The 19,826-nt window shown below is 71.0% G+C and carries 13 protein-coding genes; 4 read left to right on the forward strand and 9 right to left on the reverse strand.

All coding sequences use genetic code 11. The features are described 5' to 3' along the window. Positions 1–75: 75 nt before the first annotated feature. A complete protein-coding gene (locus KAK06_RS18145) occupies positions 76–1,335 on the reverse strand; it encodes a putative Na+/H+ antiporter (RefSeq protein WP_210803559.1) in 1,260 nt (419 codons plus the stop codon). Positions 1,336–1,595: 260 nt separating this feature from the next. On the opposite strand from KAK06_RS18145, the gene KAK06_RS18150 reads away from it, so the two are divergent. Beyond that, a complete protein-coding gene (locus KAK06_RS18150) occupies positions 1,596–4,436 on the forward strand; it encodes an ExeM/NucH family extracellular endonuclease (protein WP_210803560.1) in 2,841 nt (946 codons plus the stop codon). Between the two features lie 16 nt (positions 4,437–4,452). On the opposite strand, the gene KAK06_RS18155 is transcribed toward KAK06_RS18150, so the two are convergent. Beyond that, a complete protein-coding gene (locus tag KAK06_RS18155) occupies positions 4,453–5,775 on the reverse strand; it encodes an alpha/beta fold hydrolase (protein ID WP_210803561.1) in 1,323 nt (440 codons plus the stop codon). 154 nt (positions 5,776–5,929) lie between these two features. Between KAK06_RS18155 and KAK06_RS18160 the strand changes: the two genes are divergently transcribed. Then, positions 5,930–7,615 (forward strand): AMP-binding protein, encoded by a 1,686-nt coding sequence (locus KAK06_RS18160; RefSeq protein ID WP_210803562.1) that lies wholly within the window; start codon positions 5,930–5,932, stop codon positions 7,613–7,615. A 16-nt stretch (positions 7,616–7,631) separates the two neighbouring features. Here KAK06_RS18160 and ocd read toward each other — a convergent pair whose 3' ends face one another. Further along, a complete protein-coding gene (gene ocd, locus KAK06_RS18165; RefSeq protein WP_210803563.1) occupies positions 7,632–8,681 on the reverse strand; it encodes an ornithine cyclodeaminase in 1,050 nt (349 codons plus the stop codon). Positions 8,682–8,811: 130 nt separating this feature from the next. Here ocd and KAK06_RS18170 point away from each other — a divergent pair, with 130 nt between their 5' ends. Then, positions 8,812–9,234: an Lrp/AsnC family transcriptional regulator gene (locus KAK06_RS18170; RefSeq protein ID WP_210803564.1), complete on the forward strand. Its 423-nt coding sequence runs from the start codon at positions 8,812–8,814 to the stop codon at positions 9,232–9,234. A gap of 75 nt (positions 9,235–9,309) precedes the next feature. Continuing rightward, positions 9,310–9,801, forward strand: coding sequence for an acyl-CoA thioesterase (locus KAK06_RS18175; protein ID WP_210803565.1), 492 nt, complete (start codon positions 9,310–9,312; stop codon positions 9,799–9,801). Here KAK06_RS18175 and KAK06_RS18180 read toward each other — a convergent pair. Genes KAK06_RS18180 through KAK06_RS18205 form a run of 6 tightly spaced genes read right to left on the reverse strand, consistent with a single transcriptional unit; the run spans position 9,795 to position 19,522 of the window. After that, positions 9,795–13,601 carry a bifunctional nitrate reductase/sulfite reductase flavoprotein subunit alpha gene (locus tag KAK06_RS18180; protein WP_210803566.1) on the reverse strand — a complete coding sequence of 1,269 codons (3,807 nt, stop codon included), beginning with the start codon at positions 13,599–13,601 and terminating at the stop codon, positions 9,795–9,797. The genes KAK06_RS18175 and KAK06_RS18180 overlap by 7 nt on opposite strands. A gap of 11 nt (positions 13,602–13,612) precedes the next feature. After that, positions 13,613–13,948, reverse strand: coding sequence for a nitrite reductase small subunit NirD (nirD, locus tag KAK06_RS18185; protein WP_210803567.1), 336 nt, complete (start codon positions 13,946–13,948; stop codon positions 13,613–13,615). A gap of 10 nt (positions 13,949–13,958) precedes the next feature. Continuing rightward, positions 13,959–16,523, reverse strand: a complete 2,565-nt coding sequence (nirB, locus tag KAK06_RS18190; protein ID WP_210803624.1) for a nitrite reductase large subunit NirB — start codon at positions 16,521–16,523, stop codon at positions 13,959–13,961. Positions 16,524–16,534: 11 nt separating this feature from the next. Next, the gene (locus KAK06_RS18195) at positions 16,535–17,338 is read right to left on the reverse strand and encodes an ABC transporter ATP-binding protein (RefSeq protein WP_210803568.1); all 804 of its coding nucleotides are present in this window, start codon (positions 17,336–17,338) and stop codon (positions 16,535–16,537) included. After that, positions 17,335–18,255, reverse strand: coding sequence for a nitrate ABC transporter permease (gene ntrB, locus KAK06_RS18200; RefSeq protein ID WP_210803569.1), 921 nt, complete (start codon positions 18,253–18,255; stop codon positions 17,335–17,337). The genes KAK06_RS18195 and ntrB overlap by 4 nt, the downstream gene beginning before the upstream one ends. A 19-nt stretch (positions 18,256–18,274) precedes the next feature. Next, positions 18,275–19,522 carry an ABC transporter substrate-binding protein gene (locus KAK06_RS18205; RefSeq protein ID WP_210803570.1) on the reverse strand — a complete coding sequence of 416 codons (1,248 nt, stop codon included), beginning with the start codon at positions 19,520–19,522 and terminating at the stop codon, positions 18,275–18,277. Positions 19,523–19,826: the final 304 nt, after the last annotated feature.

The following is a 19,826-nucleotide window of genomic DNA, read 5'->3' on the forward strand; positions in this document are numbered from 1 at the left end:
CCGCCTCAAGCGGCCGGCGGGCCCGCAGGTGCTGCGATCGTGGGGGGCGGCGCGGCGTCGCGTCTGCGTGCGGGCTCAGAGCAGCAGGAAGGCCGCTGCGGCCACCGCGGTGGGCACCAGCGCGCCCAGCAGCAGGCCGCCCGCGCCGATCGACTCGTCGGCAAAGCCGCGCCGCAGCAGCGCCACACCGGCCGGGTTGGGCGCGTTGGCGATGACCGTCAGGCCGCCGCCGGCCACCGCGCCGGCCACCAGCATGTACTTGGAGTCATCGCTGATGCCCTGGATCAGCGAGCCCAGGTAGGTCAGCGCCGCGTTGTCGGTCACCGCGGTCAGGCCCAGCGCGCCGAAGAACAGCGCCAGCGGTTCCAGCCCCGAGACGATGGGCTGCAGCCACCAGCGCTGCAGGCCGCCCAGCACCACCAGGCCGGCCAGGAAGAAGCCCACCAGCAGCGCCTCCTTCAGGATCAGCGGGTCCTGGTGGCGGCTGTAGGCCTGCGTGAAGCCCAGGAACAGCAGGAACAGCGCGAGGAAGGCCACCGGATGGTGGGCCAGCATCACCACGCCGGCCAGCAGCGTCAGGTGAACGGCGGCGATGGTCCAGGGCACGGGCGCATTGGCGCTGCTGTCGACCGGGCCCGCCGAGGCCTGGAGATGCCGCCGCAGGAGCACGGTGGCCAGCGAGGCGTTGACCAGCACCGCCAGCGCAGCCTTCCAGCCGAAGGTGGCCAGCATGAAGGCGCTGTCCCACTGCCAGGTGGCCGCCACCATCAGCACCGGTGGCGCGGCGTAGGAGGTCAGCGTGCCGCCGATCGATACATTGACGAACAGCACGCCCAGCGCCGTGTACTTGATGCGCTCGGGCACCTCGGGGCGGAACACGGTGCGCACCAGCAGCAACGCGGCCAGCGTCATGGCCGCCGGTTCGGTGATCAGCGAGCCCAGCAGCGGCACGGCCGCCAGGCCCAGCCAGGCGGTGGCCAGCGGCGTGGGCAGTGGCAGCCAGCGTGCGCTGGCGTCCACGGCACCCAGCACGGTCTGCAGCACCGGGCGTGACGCTGCCACCACCATCACGACGAAGACGAACAGCGGCTCGGTGTAGTTGCGCGACTCGGCGTAGCCCAGTGCGGTCTCGCCGCCGGCCAGCACCGCCATCAGCAGCACCAGCACGATGGCCCAGAAGCCGAACACCACCTCGACCTCGCCCAGCAGGTGCAGCAGGCCGCCGTGGCGCGGGTAGCGGTGGGCCAGGCGCTCGAAGAGCTTGGCCGAGAAGGTGTGGAGGACAGCGACGCCAAAGAGGGCGGCGGCGATCAGGTCGATCGTGGGAGAGGTCATGTGGGACACAGGCAGGACATCGCCGCGAGGCGGCCCGACCATCGCGCGTCCCTGCAGCGGCGCCCTGTGCGGCCGTGCACCCGGCGGGGAGTGTATCGCCCGCAGCACGGCCGAGTCGCGTGACAGGTCTGTCAAGCGTCTGACACGGCGTGGACATCGCCGCTTGCGATGCTGCGTCGCCCGGCCACCCCGCGCGGCGCACTGCAGCCGCGCAACGGGTCGGTGGCCCACCCTTCGACAACGACAGCGAGGTTCCTCTGATGCCACTCCGATTCCAGCCCCGACTCCGTCCGCTGTGCGCCGCGCTGGCGCTGGCCTGTGCCGCCGGCCTGGCCACAGCATCGCCGCAAGGGGTGGTGATCAGCCAGGTCTACGGCGGTGGTGGCAACTCGGGGGCCACGCTGAAGAATGACTTCATCGAGCTGTTCAACGGCGGCACCTCCCCGGTGTCGCTGGCAGGCTGGTCGGTGCAGTACAACTCCACCACCGGCACCGGCACCTGGCTGAAGACCGACCTGGGCCATGTGGTGCTGCAGCCGCGCCAGTACTACCTGGTCCAGGAGGCCCAGGGCGCGGGCGGTACGCAGGACCTGCCGACGCCGGACGCGATCGGCAGCATCGCGATGGGCTCGACCGGTGGCAAGGTGGCGCTGGTCAGCAGCCTCACGCCGCTGGTGGGCGACAAGCCGGTCTCAACGGCCATCGTCGATCTGGTGGGCTTTGGCGCGGCCAATTACTTTGAAGGGGCGGGTGCGGCGCCGGCCCCATCGAACACCACGGCCGACCAGCGGGCCGCCGATGGGTGCACCGACAGTGACCACAACAACGCCGACTTCGCCGTCGCCGCTCCGAATCCGCGCAACACCGCGTCCACGCTGGGCAGCTGTGGCATCAGCACGCCGCCCAGCCACTCGATCATGGAGATCCAGGGCAGCGGCGCCACCAGCCCGCTCGTCGGCCAGCAGGTCAGCACCTCGGGCGTGGTCACGCGTGTCAACAACAACGGCTTCTTCCTGCAGGACCCGCTGGGTGACGGCGATCCGCTGACCTCCGACGGTGTTTTCGTCTTCACTGGCGCGCTGCCCACGGTGACGGCCGGGCAGGCGGTGCAACTGGTGGGCACGGTCACCGAGTTCAACACCGGTGCCGCCAGCAACCCCGATACCGCCGCCCACACCGTGACCGAGCTGACCGGCATCAGTGGCCTGGTGGTGCAGGCCAGCGGCCAGGTGATCGCGCCCACCGTGATCGCCTTCCCCGAACGGGTCAATGACGATCTGGAGCAGGTCGAAGGCATGCTGGTCACCCTGACGGGTCCGCTGACCGCCTCGCAGAACGACTTCCAGGGCCGCTACGGCCAGGTCACGCTGTCGGCCGGCGGTCGGCTGGAAACGCCCACCAACCGCTACCGCCCCGGCACGGCCGAGGCCCAGGACCTGGCGGACGCCAATGCACGTCGCCGCATCATCCTGGACGACGGTACCAGCCAGCAGAACCCCAACCCCACGCCCTACCTGGGCGAGGGCGACACACTGCGCGCCGGTGACACCGTGGCGGCGGTCACTGGCGTCGTGGACTACGGCCTGGCCACCAGCAGCTCGGCCGGCCTGGGTGACTACCGCATCCACCCCACCGAGCCTGTGGTCTTCACGCGCGCCCGCCCGCGCACCGAGGCGCCGCCGCCGCTGCCCGGCAACCTGCGGCTGGCCAGCTTCAATGTGCTGAACTACTTCACCACCTTCACCGACGGCACCGATGCCGACGGCCGCAGCGGCCAGGGCTGCACGCTCGACGGTGTCAGCCTGCCGCAGAACTGCCGAGGCGCCGACAACCTGGCCGAGTTCCAGCGCCAGCGCGCCAAGGTCGTGGCCGCGCTCGCGGCCATCAACGCCGACGCCGTGGGCCTGATCGAGATGCAGAACAACGGCGCCACCGCGGTGCAGAACCTGGTCGACGGGCTGAACGCCCAACTGGGTGCCGGCACCTACGCTGCGGTGCCTGACCCCGCGCAGGGCAGCGGCAGCGATGCGATCAAGGTGGCCATGATCTACAAGCCTGCCCGCTTGCAGCGCGCGGCCGAGGCCCAGAGCGACGTGGATGCAGTGCATAACCGCCCGCCGCTGGCCCAGACCTTTGAGGCCCCCAACGGCGAGCGCCTGACGCTGGTGGTCAACCACCTGAAGAGCAAGGGCAGCTGCCCCGGCCCCAGCGACCCCGACCATGACGGCAACCAGGACACCGGCGACGGCCAGGGCTGCTGGAACGCGCGCCGCGTGGCGCAGGCCCAGCGCACCGCCACCTGGGTGGTCAGTCTGGCCGGCGCTGCCGGCACCGACGCGGCCTTGCTGCTGGGCGACCTCAACGCCTATGCCAAGGAAGACCCCGTGGTGGCGCTCGTCGACAGCGGCTTCGCAGACCAGATCGCCCGCTTCAACAGCGCGGGCTACTCGTATGTGTTCGACGGCGCGGCCGGCCGCCTGGACCACGCGCTGGCCACGCCCGCACTGGCGGCGCGCCTGACCGATGCCGCGCCGTGGCACATCAACGCCGACGAGCCCTCGGTGATTGACTACAACACCGAGTTCAAGCAGCCCCAGTGCGGCACCTGCGGGCCCGACCTCTACACCGCCACGGCCTACCGGTCATCGGACCATGACCCGGTGGTGGCCGGCCTGTACCTGGTGAAGGTGATCGGCAGCACGGCGGGCCGGGACCGGCTGGTCGGCACCCCGGGTGACGACCAGCTGATCGGCGGCAGTGGCGCCGACAAGCTCACCGGTGGCGCCGGCGAGGATGTGTTCACCTACACCGCGATGAGCGATGCGCGCGACACCATCCTGGACTTCATGCCGGGCTCGGACCGCATTGATCTGCGCGCCTTGCTGGCCAGCATCGGCTACAGCGGCGCCGACCCGATCGCCGACGGCGTGGTGCGTCTGAAGGACAGCGCCAAGGGGGCGGTGTTGCAGATCGACGCCGACGGCGTCGGCACGGCGGCGAAGTGGACGCCGCTGGCGGTGCTCAGCGGCGTGCCGGCCAGCGCGGTGGACCCGCAGCGCGACCTGGTGTTCTTCAACCCCGCGCCACGCGACCGGCGCTGAGCGGCGCGGCGCGCGCTCAGTCGCGCGCCGGCACGCGCGTGTCCAGCGGCGGCGGCGTCCAGTCCGGCAGCATCCTGCACTCGCCCGGGAAACGGGTGCGGGCGGCTTCGCAGCGCGCGGCCACCGTGGCCGGGGCGGGCTTCACGCCACGGTCCACCCAGGCCTGCAGGGCTTCGAGCAGCGCCACGTAGACCGGGTCGGCCAGGTAGCTGTGCTCGCTGTGGTCGGTGTAGACCTGCACCAGGTGATCGGCCTGGCCGGCGCGCGCCATCGTGCGGCCGAATTCGCCGGACAGCTCAGGGAAAGCCACCGGGTCCTGGCGCGCATGCACGGTCAGCACCGGCGCGGCGATGCGGCCGGTGGGGTCGGTGTCGGCCGCAAAGCGCGCGCGGGCCTTGGGGTCGGCGCGGTAGCGCAGCACGGCGGCATTGAGCGCATCGTCGTCGGTCGAGCCCTGGTAGCGCACCCCCTCGTTGCCGAACACCGGCTGTTCGCCGCTGCGCCGGGCGATGTCGGCGAAGTGGAAGGTGGCCCAGTTCAGGTGGCCCTGCACGCTGCGTTCCTGAATGCGGATCACCGAGGTCAGCGTCTTCAGGCGCGCCGCCTGCTCGGCACTGCGCTGCGCCGCAGGCAAGCCCAGGCCCAGGCACTCGCGGGTGCGCGCGGCCAGGTCGGCCTGCTTCATGGGGGAGCCGGCCGGCTGGCCCATCCACAGCGGGTAGGGCGGCTCGTCGGGGCGCGGGTGGTTGCCGCACAGCTGCTGATAGACCACGCGCAGGTCCAGCCGGAAGTCATAGCTCCTGGAGCCGCCGCCCAGCACGCCACTGCTCAGCAGCACGCCGTCGTAGGCGCTGGGCTGGCGCTCGGCCAGGCGGGCGGCCACGCTGGCGCCCCAGCTCTGTCCGTGCAGCAGCGTGCGCCGCGGTTGGCCCACATGGGTGACGAACAGGCGGCGCAGACGCTCGGTGTCCTCGGCGGCGGCCAGCACCTGCACGCCGCCCTGGGCGAAGCTGCTGCCGGCCCAGGCGTAGCCGGCGCGCACAGCGATCGACCAGCGGTGCAGGTCCTCGGCCACGCGTTCGGCGCGTGGCTCGCCCAGCAGCGGGCCGCCGTGCGCATGCACGACCAGATCGCCGCTGGCCGCGGTCCAGCCGGGGGGCAGGGCGATCAGGATGTGGGCGCCAGCGCTGTCGCGGCCGCCCAGGCAGCGGCTGCCGGTGGGCAGGCCGTCGGGGCAGGCCAGGGCCTGCGGCGCCGGCTCGGGGGGCAGCGGCGGCGTGCTGCGGCAGGCCGCCAGCAGCAGTGCCGGCATCAGCAGGGCGGTCGGTCGAATGGTCATGGTGCAGGGAACCTCCAGCGGGCTTCGATGCTCTGTGCTGTGCTGATGCGCGTCAAGTTAGGTGCATTCCCCCAGACGCAGCGCTGGAATCCCCCGACGACGGCGGCTGCGGCTGTCGCTATCGTCGCCCCATCCTGACACTGGAGTCCTTGCCATGGCGTCTTCGCCGCAACTGCTGCTCGACCACGTCTACGCCCACGAAACCCAGCGCGCCGATCAGGTCTTCATGACCCAGCCGGTCGGCAATGGCCAGGTGGTGAACTACACCTGGGCGCAGACGCTGGACCAGGCGCGCCGCATGGCCACCCACCTGCAGGCCCTGGGCCTGGAGCCCGGCGCGCGGGTGGCGATGCTGTCCAAGAACTGCGCCCACTTCATCATGGCCGAGCTGGCCATCTGGATGGCGGGCTGCACCACGGTGGCGATCTTCCCCACCGAGACCGCCGACACGGTGAACTACGTGCTCTCGCACAGCGAGGCCAGCCTGCTGTTCGTCGGCAAGCTCGACACCTGGGCGCACCAGAAACCCGGCGTGCCCGACAGCCTGCCCTGCATCGCCTTCCCGCTGGCCCCCGAGGGCCATGGTCTGCCCACCTGGGACGAGATCATGGCGCGCACTGAGCCGATGGCCGGCCAGCCGGCGCGCGCGCCGCAGGACATCGCGGTGCTGATGTACACCTCCGGCTCCACCGGCACGCCCAAGGGCGTGATGCACAGCTTCGAGCGCTTCAGCGCCGCGGCGGTGGGCATCCGCGAGGACCTGCGCCGGCGCATCGGCCAGGACGCGCCCTACCGCGTGCTGTCCTACCTGCCGCTGTCGCACATCTTCGAGCGCTCCTGGATCGAAGGCGCGGCGCTGGTGGACGGCCGCACCCACATGTTCTTCGCCGAGGCGCTGGACACCTTCCTGGCCGACCTGCAGCGCGCCCGCCCCACGCTGTTCATCAGCGTGCCGCGGCTGTGGCTGAAGTTCCAGCAGGGCGTGTTCGCCAAGATGCCGCCGGCCAAGCTCGAGCGGCTGCTGAAGATCCCCATCCTGGGCAAGATCGTCGCCAAGAAAGTGCGCACCGGCCTGGGCCTGGACGCGGTGCTGATGGCCGGCAGCGGCTCGGCCCCCATCCCGCCCGACCTGATCGCCTGGTACCGTCGCATCGGCCTGCCGCTCTACGAGGGCTACGGCATGACCGAGGACTGCGCCTACTCGTTCACCTCGAACGCCCAGTACAACGCGCCGGGCTATGTGGGCGTGGCGCTGCCGGGCGTGCAGCTGCGGCTGAGCGCCGAGGGCGAGATCCTGATCAAGAGCCCGGGCCAGTTGGTGGGCTACTACAAGCGTCCCGACCTGGACGCCGAGGTCTTCACCGAGGACGGCTTCTTCCGCACCGGCGACCTGGGCGAGATGAACCCGCAGGGCCTGCTGAAGCTGACCGGCCGCGCCAAGGAGCTGTTCAAGACCGCCAAGGGCAAGTACGTCGCGCCCGCGCCGATCGAGAACCGCATCAACGCCCACCCGATGGTGGAGCTGTCGCTGGTGTCGGGCGTGGGCCAGCCCGCGGCCTACGCCATGGTGCTGCTCTCTGAGACCCTGCGCCCGCGCCAGCACGAGCCCGAGCTGCGCCAGCAGGTCACGGCCGAGCTGTCGCGCCTGCTCGACGAGATCAATGCCAGCGTGGCCGACTACGAGCAGCTGAAGATGCTGGTGGTGGTGCGCGAGCCCTGGAGCATCGAGAACGGCTGCCTGACGCCCACCATGAAGATCAAGCGCGCCGGCATCGAGAAGATGATCGCCCCCGAGCTGGACCGCTGGTACTCGGACAAGCAGAAGGTGCTGTGGCAGTGAGCTGCCGGCGCGTGGCTCAGGCCACGCGCCGCATCACCGCGCGCGAGGCGCCGGGCCGGGTGATGCGAAACAGGTCCTTCGGATCCTCGGCCTCGGGCACCAGGGCCACCGACTGGCCCAGGCCATGGGCCTCGGCCTGCTGCAGCACGTAGCGCAGCGTCGAGTAGTCCTCCAGCGCGAAGCCCACCGAGTCGAAGACCGTGACCTGCTGCGCGCTCTGGCGTCCCACGGTCTGGCCGGCCAGCACGCGCCACAGGTCCACTACCGGAAAGTCGGCGGGCAGCTGCTGGATGTCGCCCTCGATGCGGGTCTGCGGCTCGTACTCGACGAACACGCGGGCGCCGCGCAGCACGTCGGCATGCAGCTCGGTCTTGCCGGGGCAGTCACCGCCCACCGCGTTGAGGTGCATGCCCGGCTCGATCATCTCGGGCGTCAGGATGGTGGCGTAGGTCTTGTCGGCGGTGACGGTGGTGACGATGTCGGCGCCGCGCACCGCGTCGGCGGTGGAGGTGGCGCGGCGCAGCCGCAGGCCCGGATAGACGGACAGGTTGCGCAGCAGCTTGTCGGTGGCGGCCGGGTCGACATCGAACACCGCGATCTCCTCGATGCCCAGGTGCGCATGGAAGGCCAGGGCCTGGAACTCGCTCTGTGCGCCGTTGCCGATCAGTGCCATGCGGCGCGCATCGGGCCGGGCCAGTGCGCGCGCCGCCATCAGCGAGGTGGCGCAGGTGCGCAGCGCGGTGGCCACGGTCAGCTCCGACAGCAGCACCGGATACCCGGTGGCCACCTCGGCCAGCACGCCAAAGGCCATCACGGTGTACAGCCCCTGGCGGGTGTTGCTCGGGTGGCCGTTGACGTACTTGAAGGCGTAGTGGTGCGCATCGGCCACCGGCATCAGCTCGATCACGCCGATCTCGGAATGGCTGGCCACGCGGGCCGACTTGTCGAAGTCGTTCCAGCGGATGAAGTCGGCGCGCAGCGTGTCGGCCAGCTCGCCGATGAAGCGCTCCAGGCCGACCGCCTGAACGAGGCGGGACATCGTGGGCACATCGATGAAGCGGGTCATGTTGTCTCCTTGTCCGGTCCAGCCGGTCCCGCCATTGTTCCCGGGAGTGCTGCCAGATTGAAGAGAGCAACTTGTCAGGTTATGCTGTTTGCTTGGCAAATTGCCAAATGAAATTGGCACTCTGATCACCATGGACGATGTCGACCGCCAACTCATCGCGCTGCTGCGCGCCGATGCCCGGATGCCGGTGGTGGCGCTGGCGCGGCGCCTGAAGGTGGCCCGCGCCACGGTGCAGAACCGCATCGCCAAGCTCGAGGCCAGCGGCACCATCGTCGGCTACACGGTGCGCCTGAAGCCCGAGGTCGAGGGCCAGCGCATCCGCGCACTCACCTCGATCGAGGTGGACGGCCATGTGGGCGAGGCGGTGCGCCGCACGCTGCGCGGCCACCCCCATGTGGTGGCCCTGCACACCACCAACGGGCGCTGGGACATGATTGCCGAACTGGCCGCCGATTCGCTGGAGGCCTTCGACCAGGTGCTGGGCGAGATCCGCCAGATCGAGGGCATTGCCACCACCGAGACCAGCATCCTGCTGTCCACCCACAAGGCCTGAGCGCCAGGGGAGATACCGCCGCCGTGGCACGAAAGCTGCGACGATGCCAGCCCTGATGCCTGCCCCGGAGCCCCGATGGACCTGCCCGCCCACCAACTGTCGATGACGGTGCTGATGACGCCCGACACCGCCAACTTCGCCGGCAACGTGCACGGCGGCACCATCCTGAAGCTGCTCGACCAGGTGGCCTATGCCTGCGCCAGCCGCTATGCGGCGCGCTATGTGGTGACGCTGTCGGTCGACCAGGTGGTGTTCCGCGAGCCGGTGCATGTGGGCGAGCTGGTCACCTTCCTGGCCGCGGTCAACCACACCGGCACCAGCTCGATGGAGGTGGGCGTCAAGGTGATCGCGCAGGACATCCGCTCGCAAAGCCAGCGCCACGTCAACAGCTGCTTCTTCACGATGGTGGCGGTGGACGACGAGCGCAAGCCGGTGCCGGTGCCGCCGCTGCGCCCGTTCACGCCCGACGAGAAACGCCGGCACGCTGCCGCGGTGGTGCGCAAGGAGCTGCGCCAGGAGTTCCAGCGCCGCACGGCGGCCCTGCGCCAGGAGTCGGCAGCTCAGTAGACGTCGCGCAGGTAGCGCCGCTGGCGCGTCAGGCCGGTCAGCCAGTCGGCGGCCGCATCGTCGGTCAGGCCACCGTGCTGCATCGCCACCTCGCGCAGCGCCTGGTCCACATCGCGCGCCATGCGGCTGGCGTCGCCGCACACATAGACGTTAGCACCGTCCTGCAGCCAGGCCCACAGCTCGGCCCCCTGCTCGCGCAGGCGGTGCTGCACATAGACCTTGTCGGCCTGGTCGCGCGAGAAGGCCAGGCTCAGCCGCTGCAGCGTGCCGTCGCGCTGCATCGCCTGCAGCTCGTCGCGGTAGTAGAAGTCGGTGGCGGCGTGCTGCTCGCCAAAGAACAACCAGTTGCGCCCGCGCGCGCCGCGGGCGCGGCGCTCGTGCAGGAAGCCGCGAAAGGGCGCCACACCGGTGCCCGGGCCGATCATCACCACCGGGCGGTCGCCCTCCTCGGGCAGGCGAAAGCGCGGGTTGGCTTGCACGAACAGCGGCACCGGCTGGGCCGCGGCGCGGTCGGCCAGGAAGGTCGAGCACAGGCCACCGCGCAGCCGATCGCCATGGCGGTAGCGCACGGTCGACACCGTCAGGTGCACCTCGCCCGCCTGGGCGCGCGGGCTGGAGGCGATCGAGTACAGGCGCGGCTGCAGCCGCGGCAGCAGATCGACCCATTCCTGGGCGCCCAGACGTGCCGGGTGTTCGCGCAGCAGGTCGGCCGGCTGGCGGCCCCATTGCCAGCGCTGTAGCGCGGCGGCTTGCGCGGGCTGGACCAGCGCCAGCAGCGCCACGCTGCCGCTGCGCTCGGCCACGCCGGCCAGCAGCGCGGGCGTCAGGCGGGTGATCTCCAGGTGGCGCAGCATCGCCTCGGCCAGCGGCAGCTCGCCCAGGCCGTCCAGGCGGACGGGCGCCGCAGCGCTCAGTTGCAGCAGCCCCAGCAGCTCGGCCACCAGGGCCGGGCAGTTGGTGGGCCACACGCCCAGCGCGTCGCCGGCCTCGTAGTGCAGGCCGCTGTCGGCCAGGTCGAAGACGAACTGGCGCACTTCCTTGCCGGCACCCGGGCCGCTGAGCAGGCGGTTGTGGCGCAGCGGCGCGGGCAGCGGATGGGCGCGCGTGCCGGGGAGGGCCGCGGCCGGGGCCTCGGGCGCGTCGTCGTCGGCATCAAACAGCGCCAGCGCGGGCTGGCGCGCATCGGCCGGGCGGTGGGCCTGCAGGGCCTGCGCCACTGCGCTCAGCCAGCGCCGCATCGGCGCGGCGTGCTCGGGCGGACAGTCCACACGCGGCGCCAGGCGCGGCGCGCCCAGGGCCAGCAGCCGCGCTTCCAGCTGCCGGCCGAAGCCGCAGAACTGCGCATAGCGCGGGTCACCGAAGGCCAGCACCGCGAACGGGCTGCTGGCCAGGTGAGCGGCCGTCGGCTCCTGCAAGGACTGCCAGAAGCCGCGCGCGCTGTCGGGCGGATCGCCGTCACCGAAGGTGCTGGCCAGCAGCAGCAGTGGCGTGCCGGCCGGCAGGTCGGTGGGTTGGCAGGCGTCCATGCCGCACAGGCGCACGCGCCAGCCGGCGCTGCGCAGGCGGCGCGCCACCTCGGTGGCGGCGTCCTCGGCGCGGCCGGTCTGCGAGGCCCACAGCACGGTCAGCGGCGGGCCATCGCCCTCGGGCTCGGGCAGGGCGCTGCGCGGGGTGGGCTCGTCGGCGGCGCGCTCGAACAGGCGCAGCGCCACCGCGCTGAGCTTGAACTCGGGCTGCAGCGACACCGGGTCCACCGCCGGGCTGGTCAGCGCATTGACCGCCAGATCCTCCCCGTACAGGTCGTTCCAGTGAAAGGGCGCGAAGCACTGGCCGCGCTGCACCCGGTCGCTCAGGCGCGCCGGCAGCACCGCGCGACCGCGGCGCGAGCGCAGCTCGACGCGGTCGCGTGCGCGGATGTCCAGCGCCGCGGCGTCGTCCGGGTGGATCTCGATGAAGGGGCCCGGGTCCAGCTTGTTCAGCACCGCGACGCGGCCGGTCTTGGTCAGCGTGTGCCACTGGTGCTGCACGCGCCCGGTGTTGAGCAGCCAGCCGTACTCGGCGTCGGTGGCCTCGGCCGGCTCGCGGTGCGGACAGGGGATGAAGCGGGCGCGGCCGCTGGGCGTGGGAAAGCGCAGCACGTCGCCGTGCCGGTCGCGCTGCGGGTGGCGCCGCTCGTGGCGCCCGGGCGGGCAGGGCCATTGCAGCGGGCCCTCGCGCAGCCGCGCATGGCTGGCGCCGCGCAGGTCGTAGCCGGTGGCCGGGTTGTGAAAGCGCGCCAGCTCGTCGAAGACCTCGGCCGCGCTGTTGAACGCAAAGCCCTGCGCGTAGCCCATGGCCTGGGCGACGCGGCAGATGATCAGCCAGTCCGGCAGGGCCTCGCCCGGCGCCGGTGTGGCGGCCGGTGCCAGGCTCAGGTTGCGCTCGGAGTTGACCATCACGCCATCGCCCTCGGCCCACAGCGCGCCGGGCAGCAGGATGTCGGCGTGGCGGCTGGTCTCGGTGTCCAGGAAGGCGTCCTGGCAGACCACCAGCTCGGCGCGCGCCAGGGCCGTGATCACCGTGCTGCGATCGGCCACGCTGGCCACCGGGTTGGTGCAGATGATCCAGCAGGCGGCCACCTGGCCGGCGGCCATGCGCTCGAACAGCGCCACCGTGCCGTCGCCGGCCTGCGCGCGCAGCGTGCCGGGCGGCAGGCCCCAGACCTCCTCGGTGAAGCGGCGGTCGGCCTCGACCGTCACGCTGCGCTGACCCGGCAGGCCCGGGCCCATGTAGCCCATCTCGCGCCCGCCCATCGCGTTGGGCTGGCCGGTCAGGGACAGCGGCCCGGCACCGGCATGGCCGATCGCGCCGGTGGCCAGGTGCAGGTTGCACAGCGCCTGCGTGTTGGCGGTGCCGTGGCTGCTCTGGTTCAGGCCCATGGTCCAGCAGCTCACCCAGCGCGTGCCGGCCTGCGCGATCCACTGCGCGGCGCGTTCCAGGTCTGGCATCGCCAGGCCGGTGAGCGCGGCCACGCTGGCCAGGTCATAGGGCGCCACGGCGGCGCTCACCGCGTCCCAGCCCTCGGTGTGCTGGTCGATGAAGCCGGGGTCGGTGTGGCCGTGCTGCTGCAGCCAGCGCAGCCAGCCGGCCAGCAGCGCCAGGTCGCTGCCGGGGCGGATGGGCAGGTGCAGGTGGGCCTTGTCGGCGGTGGCGCTGCGGCGCGGGTCCACCACGATCAGCTTCGCGCCCGCCTGCACCCGCTCCATCATGCGCAGGAACAGGATCGGGTGGGTGTCGGCCATGTTCGAGCCGATCACCAGGAACAGCTCGGCCTGGTCGATGTCGTCATAGCTGCCCGGCGGCGCGTCGGCGCCCAGCGAGGCCTTGTAGCCGGCACCGGCGCTGGCCATGCACAGGCGCGAGTTGGACTCGATCTGGTGGGTGCCGATGTAGCCCTTGGCCAGCTTGTTGGCCAGGTACTGCGCCTCGATCGACATCTGGCCCGAGACATACAGCGCCACCGCGTCGGGGCCGTCGCGGTCGATCAGCGCGCGCAGGCGCTGGCCGGTCTCGCGCAGCGCGCTGTCCATGGGCACGCGCACCGGCTGGTGCGAGCGGTCGTGGCGCAGGTAGGCGCTGTCCATCCGACCCGGCGCGGTCAGCGGCACGGCACAGGTCTGGCCCTTGGTGCACAGCCGGCCGCGGTTGGCCGGGTGCTGCTCGTCGCCGCGCACGCGGATGATGCGGTGCGCGTTGTCGCGCTCCAGCACGATGCCGCAGCCCACGCCGCAGTAAGGGCAGACGCTGCGCACCTCGTCCATCGCGCGGCCTCTCAGGCGAGCAGCCAGACCGCGCCGTCGCGGGCCTGCACCTCGAAGGTCTGCAGCGTGGTGCCGGCGTCTTCCAGGCAGGCGCCGCTGCGCAGCGCGTAGTGCTGCTTGTAGACCGGCGAGGCCACCACCGGCTCGCCGCCCAGGTCGCCGACGATGCCGCGCGACAGCACGTTGGCGCCGCTCTTCGGGTCATGGTTGTCGAGCGCGAACAGGCGGTCGTCGGCCAGGCGGAAGACGGCGATCTGGCGGCCGCTCAGCAGCGCGCAGACGCCGGTCTCGGGCAGGATGTCATCCAGCGCGCAGATGCGCTGCCAGGCGGCGTGGGGCTGGTCCATCGGGGGCTCCTCAGACGGGGGTGGCTTCGGCGGCGGGCTGGGCCTGCAGCGCGCGCTTTTCCTCGGGCGTGGCCGGGCGCGGCTGGCCGCGTTCCTCGACAAACACCACGTTGGCGTCACCCGCCTCGCTGTTGACGAAGGTGCGCAGCTGCTGCAGCGTGGCCGGGGTCTCGAGCGCCACCTTCCACTCGCAGGCATAGGCGCCGATGACCTGGGCCATCGCGGCCTCCAGCTCGGCGCCGATGCCCAGCGAGTCCTGCATCACCACCGCCTTCAGGTAGTCCAGGCCGCCTTCCAGGTTGTCGCGCCAGGTGCTGGTGCGCTGCAGGCGGTCGGCGGTGCGGATGTAGAACATCAGGAAGCGGTCGATCGCGCGGATCAGGCCGGCCTCGTCCAGGTCGCTGGCCAGCAGCTCGGCGTGGCGCGGTTTCATGCCGCCGTTGCCGCACACATACAGGTTCCAGCCGCGCTCGGTGGCGATCACGCCCACGTCCTTGCCCTGCGCCTCGGCGCACTCGCGGGTGCAGCCCGAGACGCCGAACTTGATCTTGTGCGGCGCGCGCAGGCCCTTGTAGCGGTGCTCCAGCCGCAGCGCCATGCCCACCGAGTCCTGCACGCCGTAGCGGCACCAGGTGGAGCCGACGCAGCTCTTCACGGTGCGCAGCGCCTTGCCGTAGGCGTGGCCCGACTCGAAGCCGGCGTCCACCAGCTCGCGCCAGATCTGCGGCAGCTCATGCGCCTGGGCGCCGAACAGGTCGATGCGCTGGCCGCCGGTGATCTTGGTGTAGAGCTTGTGGCGCTGCGCGATCTGGCCGATCGTGATCAGCTGCTGCGGCGTGATCTCGCCGGCCGGCACGCGCGGCACCACCGAATACGTGCCGTCCTTCTGGATGTTGGCCAGGAAGCGGTCGTTGGTGTCCTGCAGCGGCAGGTGCTTCGGGGCCAGCACGAAGTCGTTCCAGACGCTGGCCAGGATGCTGGCCACCGCCGGCTTGCAGATGTCGCAGCCATGGCCGCGGCCGTGCTTGGCGATGAGATCGCCGAAACTGCGGATGCCACCGACGCGCACCAGGTGGTGCAGCTCCTGGCGCGAGTGCGGGAAATGCTCGCAGACATGGTTGGTCACCGCCACGCCCTGGCGCTTCAACTCGGCCTTCAGCACCTGCTGCACCAGCGGCACGCAGCCGCCGCAGGAGGTGCCGGCGCGGGTGCAGGCCTTGAGCGCGCCCAGCTCGTGCACGCCCTCGGCGATGGCGCCGCAGAGCTGGCCCTTGCTGACGTTGTTGCAGGAGCAGATCTGCGCGGTGTCGGGCAGCGCGTCCACGCCCAGGCCCACGGGCGCGCCGTCGCTGGCGGGCAGGATCAGCTGCTCGGGCGCGCCCGGCAGCGCCAGGCCGTTGAGCACGTACTGCAGCAGCGTGCCGTACTCGCTGGCATCGCCCACCAGCACCGCGCCCAGCAGGGTCTTGCCATCGGCACTCAGCACCAGGCGCTTGTAGAGCTGCTTGGGCTCGTCGCTGAAGGCGATGCTGCGGCAGCCCGGCGTGCGGCCCTGGGCGTCACCGATGCTGGCCACGTCCACGCCCATCAGCTTGAGCTTGGTCGACAGGTCGGCGCCGCGGAAGGCGGCCGCCGCCTCGCCCGCCACCTGCGCGGCCACCACGCGGGCCATCTCGTAGCCGGGCGCCACCAGGCCGAAGACCTGCTCGTTCCAGCTGGCGCATTCGCCGATCGCGAAGATCGCCGGGTCGCTGCTGCGGCACTGGTCGTCGACCACCACGCCACCGCGCGGCCCCACCGCCAGCGCGCACTGGCGCGCCAGCTCGTCGCGCGGCCGGATGCCGGCCGAGAAGACCAGCATGTCGGTCTCCAGGTGGCTGCCGTCGGCAAACACCAGGCGGTGGCGGGCGCTGGCGCCGTCGGTGATCTCCAGCGTCTGGCGGCTGGTGTGCACCTGCACGCCCAGGCCCTCGATGCGCCGGCGCAGCAGCGCGCCGCCGGCCTCGTCGATCTGCACCGCCATCAGCCGCGGCGCGAACTCCACCACGTGCGTGGCCAGGCCCATGTCGCGCAGCGCCTTGGCGCACTCCAGGCCCAGCAGGCCGCCGCCAATGACCACGCCGCTGCCCGACACCGCGCCCGAGGCCTGCATCGCCTGCAGGTCCTCGATCGTGCGGTAGACATGGCAGTGCGCGCGGTCGCGGCCGGGGATCGGCGGCACGAAGGGCACCGAGCCGGTGGCCAGCACCAGCTGGTCGTAGTGCAGCTGCTCGCCGTCGGCCAGGCGCAGCGTGCGGTCGCGTCGCTCGATGCTGGCCACGCGCGCGCCCAGGCGCAGCGTCAGGCCCGGCCGGTCATAGAAGCCGGCGGGCACCAGCGACAGCGCTTCGGCGCTGCGGCCGCTGAAGAACTCGCTCAGGTGCACGCGGTCGTAGGCGGCGCGCGGCTCCTCGCCCAGCACCGTGACCTGCAGGCCGGCGGCCGGCAGATCGGGGATGCGCTGCAGCAGTTCCTCGACGAAGCGGTGGCCGACCATGCCGTTGCCGGCGACGACCAGGTGGGTGGGTTGGGCCATGATGGGGTGCCTCACGCGGCCTTCTCCACGTGGCCCTGCCGCGTGTAGAGGAAGTCGATCACCGCCTTGCGGCAGGCCTGGTAGGTGGGGTCATCGGCCAGCGCCACGCGGCTGCGCGGGCGCGGCAGCTCGACCTGCAGCACCTCGCCGATGGTGGCGGCGGGGCCGTTGGTCATCATCACGATCTTGTCGGACAGCAGCACCGCCTCGTCCACATCGTGCGTCACCATCACCACGGTGGCACGGGTCTGGGCAACGATCTCCAGCAGCTCGTCCTGCAGCTTGGCGCGGGTGAGCGCGTCCAGCGCACCGAAGGGCTCGTCCATCAGCAGCACCTGCGGCTCCATCGACAGCGCCCGCGCGATGCCCACGCGCTGCTTCATGCCGCCGGAGATCTCGCCAGGGCGCTTGCCCGCGGCATGGCCCAGGCCCACCAGGGCCAGCGCGGCCTCGGTGCGGGCCTTCAGCTGCGCCTTGCTCTCGCGGCCGCCGAACACCCGCTCCACCGCCAGGTGGATGTTCTCGAAGCAGGTCAGCCAGGGCAGCAGCGAGTGGTTCTGGAACACCACCGCGCGCTCCGGGCCGGGGCCCTTGATCTCCTTGTCGGCGCACAGCAGCACACCTTCGGTGGGCGTGGTCAGGCCGGCGATCAGGTTCAGCAGCGTGGACTTGCCGCAGCCCGAGTGGCCGATCAACGCGACGAACTCGCCCTGGGCCACGCAGAGGTCGATGTCGCGCAGCGCGGGGAACAGGCCCTGCTTGGTCTTGAAGGTCTGCGCGACGCCCTGGATCTCGATGTACTTGGCGGTGTTCATGCCTTGACCTCCTCGTAGGTGAACAGCGAGGCCAGGCGGATCAGCGCGGCCTCCAGCAGCAGGCCGACACCCCCGATCACGAAGATCGCGATGATGATCGACGAGACGTTCAGGTTGTTCCACTCGTCCCAGACCCAGAAGCCGATGCCCACGCCGCCGGTCAGCATCTCGGCGGCCACGATCACCAGCCAGGCCGTGCCCACCGCCAGGCGCACGCCGGTCAGCAGGTAGGGCAGCACCGCGGGGAAGAGGATCTTGGTGAAGACCTTCCACTCGCTCAGGTTGAGCACGCGGGCGACGTTCAGGTAGTCCTGCGGCACGCGCTGCACGCCCACCGCGGTGTTGATGATCATCGGCCAGATCGAGCAGATGAAGATCGTCCAGATCGCGGCCGGGTTGGCGCCCTTGAAGACCAGCAGACCGATCGGTAGCCAGGCCAGCGGTGAGACCGGTCGCAGCAGGCTGATCAGCGGGTTGAACATGCGCGAGAGGAACACCGAGCGGCCGATCGCGAAGCCCGCCGGGATGCCCACCAGGGCGGCCAGGCCGAAGCCGATGCCCACGCGCTTGAGCGAAGACAGGATGTTCCAGCCGATGCCCTGGTCGTTCGGACCGTTGCTGTAGAACGGGTCGGAGAAGACCTTGACTGCCTGCGCCCAGGTCTCGGCCGGCTTGGGGATGCCGCTGCCGGTGGTGGACGCAATGCCCTGCCACACCAGCACCAGCAAGGCCAGGCCGAAGATCGGCGGCAGCACCGCCATCCACAGGCCGCGCCAGTCGCGCGGCGGACGGCGCGGTGCGGGGGTGGGCGCGGGGGCGCTCTCCACCGGAGCGGACTTGGCGGGCGCGGGCGCGGCGGCCGGCGGAACCGGGGCCGCGGCGGCCTCGATCGGCGAATGGAAGATGGCGGCGACCATGGTGGCGTCCCTTTCGGCCTCAGGCCTTGATGGCGAACGAATCGGCGTACTTGGCCGGGTCCTTGCCGTCCCAGACCTTGCCGTCGATCAGCTTGCTGCTGCGCATCGGGTCCTTGGGCACGCTGATGCCCATGGCGCTGGCGACCGACTTGTACAGATCCACCTGGTTGACCTGCTTGGCCACCGCCAGGTAGTCGGGGTGGGTCTTCATCAGGCCCCAGCGCTTGTGCTGGGTCAGGAACCACATGCCGTCGGACAGGAAGGGGAAGTTCACCAGCCCGTCGTTGAAGAACTTCATGTGGTTGGGGTCGTCCCAGGTCTTGCCCAGGCCGTTCTGGTAGCGGCCCAGGATGCGCTGGTTGATCGCGTCGACGCCGGTGTTGATGTAGGCCTTCTGCGCCACCGTCTCGGCCATCTTCATCTTGTTCTGCAGGCCGGCGTCGATCCACTTGCCGGCCTCGAGCACGGCCATCATCACGGCGCGCGTGGTGTTGGGGTACTTCTTGACGAAGTCGGCGCTGGTGCCCAGCACCTTCTCCGGGTGGTCCTTCCAGAGGTCCTGGGTGGTGTTGGCGGTGATGCCGATGCCATCCATGATGGCGCGGTGGTTCCAGGGCTCGCCGACGCAGAAGCCGTCCATGTTGCCCACGCGCATGTTGGCCACCATCTGCGGCGGCGGCACGGTGATCAGCTTGGCGCCGCTGAGCGGGTTGATGCCGAAGCTGGCCAGCCAGTAGTGCATCCACATCGCGTGGGTGCCGGTGGGGAAGGTGCCGGCGAAGGTGTATTCGCGCGGGTTGGCGGCGATGTGCTTGGCCAGCGCCGGGCCGTCGACCGCGCCCTTGTCGGCCAGCGCCTTCGACAGCGTGAAGGCCTGACCGTTGTGGTTCAGGTTCATCAGCACCGCCATGTCCTTCTTCGGACCGGCGGTGCCCAGGTGCACGCCGTAGACCAGGCCGTAGAGCACGTGGGCCATGTCCAGCTCGCCGCTGACCAGCTTGTCGCGCACGCCGGCCCAGCTGGCTTCCTTGCTGGGCACGATGGTCACGCCGTACTTCTTGTCGAAGCCCAGCACGCTGGCCATGACCACGCTGGCGCAATCGGTCAGCGGGATGAAGCCGATCTTCACTTCTTCCTTCTCGGGCTTGTCCGAGCCGGCGGCCCAGACGCCGCTGTGGCCCAGGCTGGAGAACACGGTGGCGGCGCCGACGGCGGCGCCCTTCTTCAGCACATCACGGCGCGACGGATCGGGGGTGCGGGTGGTCATGGGCAACTCCTGAGGCCAAAAGAAACGGGGTCGGAAAACGCCAACGGCGCCCATCGCCTGGCCTGCGGGTGCAAGCCGGCAATGGACGCCGTTGTCCGTGTCCGGGAAGACTTCATCGCACCACAACCGCCATTGGCCGCGGTGCCTTGGGCTCTTCTCAGCAGAACTCGTGCCAGACCCAGGGTTCACCCGGGGTGGCGCGGCAAGTCATTGAATTTCCTGGGGAATGTCGGACTGGATGGGGCAGCGTCGGCGCCATCGGCCACGCACGAGGCTGGTGCGTCAGCGCCCGCAGGCACTGCTG

Source organism: Ideonella aquatica (assembly GCF_018069755.1).
Classification (GTDB): domain Bacteria; phylum Pseudomonadota; class Gammaproteobacteria; order Burkholderiales; family Burkholderiaceae_C; genus Ideonella; species Ideonella aquatica.

Bases quoted from the DNA above. Each gene is read 5' to 3' on its own strand.
- KAK06_RS18145 (WP_210803559.1), bottom strand. From the start codon at position 1,335: ATGACCTCTCCCACGATCGACCTGATCGCCGCCGCCCTCTTTGGCGTC.
- KAK06_RS18150 (WP_210803560.1), top strand. From the start codon at position 1,596: ATGCCACTCCGATTCCAGCCCCGACTCCGTCCGCTGTGCGCCGCGCTG.
- KAK06_RS18155 (WP_210803561.1), bottom strand. From the start codon at position 5,775: ATGACCATTCGACCGACCGCCCTGCTGATGCCGGCACTGCTGCTGGCG.
- KAK06_RS18160 (WP_210803562.1), top strand. From the start codon at position 5,930: ATGGCGTCTTCGCCGCAACTGCTGCTCGACCACGTCTACGCCCACGAA.
- ocd (WP_210803563.1), bottom strand. From the start codon at position 8,681: ATGACCCGCTTCATCGATGTGCCCACGATGTCCCGCCTCGTTCAGGCG.
- KAK06_RS18170 (WP_210803564.1), top strand. From the start codon at position 8,812: ATGGACGATGTCGACCGCCAACTCATCGCGCTGCTGCGCGCCGATGCC.
- KAK06_RS18175 (WP_210803565.1), top strand. From the start codon at position 9,310: ATGGACCTGCCCGCCCACCAACTGTCGATGACGGTGCTGATGACGCCC.
- KAK06_RS18180 (WP_210803566.1), bottom strand. From the start codon at position 13,601: ATGGACGAGGTGCGCAGCGTCTGCCCTTACTGCGGCGTGGGCTGCGGC.
- nirD (WP_210803567.1), bottom strand. From the start codon at position 13,948: ATGGACCAGCCCCACGCCGCCTGGCAGCGCATCTGCGCGCTGGATGAC.
- nirB (WP_210803624.1), bottom strand. From the start codon at position 16,523: ATGGCCCAACCCACCCACCTGGTCGTCGCCGGCAACGGCATGGTCGGC.
- KAK06_RS18195 (WP_210803568.1), bottom strand. From the start codon at position 17,338: ATGAACACCGCCAAGTACATCGAGATCCAGGGCGTCGCGCAGACCTTC.
- ntrB (WP_210803569.1), bottom strand. From the start codon at position 18,255: ATGGTCGCCGCCATCTTCCATTCGCCGATCGAGGCCGCCGCGGCCCCG.
- KAK06_RS18205 (WP_210803570.1), bottom strand. From the start codon at position 19,522: ATGACCACCCGCACCCCCGATCCGTCGCGCCGTGATGTGCTGAAGAAG.